General features: G+C 48.1%; 1 pseudogene. It reads left to right on the top strand.

The features are described 5' to 3' along the window. Positions 1-324, top strand: a pseudogene (locus AB4585_RS27070) (aminoacetone oxidase family FAD-binding enzyme); the annotation flags it as partial.

The raw sequence follows: 324 nt of genomic DNA on the forward strand, positions 1-324 counted from the left end.
GGATGTGGTACCTACCACAGCAGGTTTAGTGCCATTTACTCTGCATAAGCAAGACAAACTGGATTTCAGTGAGCTGTCTGGGATTGCGATTCCTGCAGAAATTACTGCAGAAGATGGCACTGTCTTCAAAGAGGCATTGCTGTTTACGCATAGAGGGCTCTCTGGACCATCAGTGTTGCAGATCTCATCGTATTGGCGTGCCGGGCAAAAGGTAACCGTCAATTTAGTGCCTGAGGCCGATGTTGCTGAACTGCTGGCGCAGAACCGAGAAAAGCATCCTAACCAATCTCTAAAAAACACCCTATCTAAGGTACTGCCTAAGCG

The sequence above is a fragment of the Vibrio sp. 10N.222.49.C9 genome (assembly GCF_041474985.1).
GTDB lineage: Bacteria > Pseudomonadota > Gammaproteobacteria > Enterobacterales > Vibrionaceae > Vibrio > Vibrio crassostreae_C.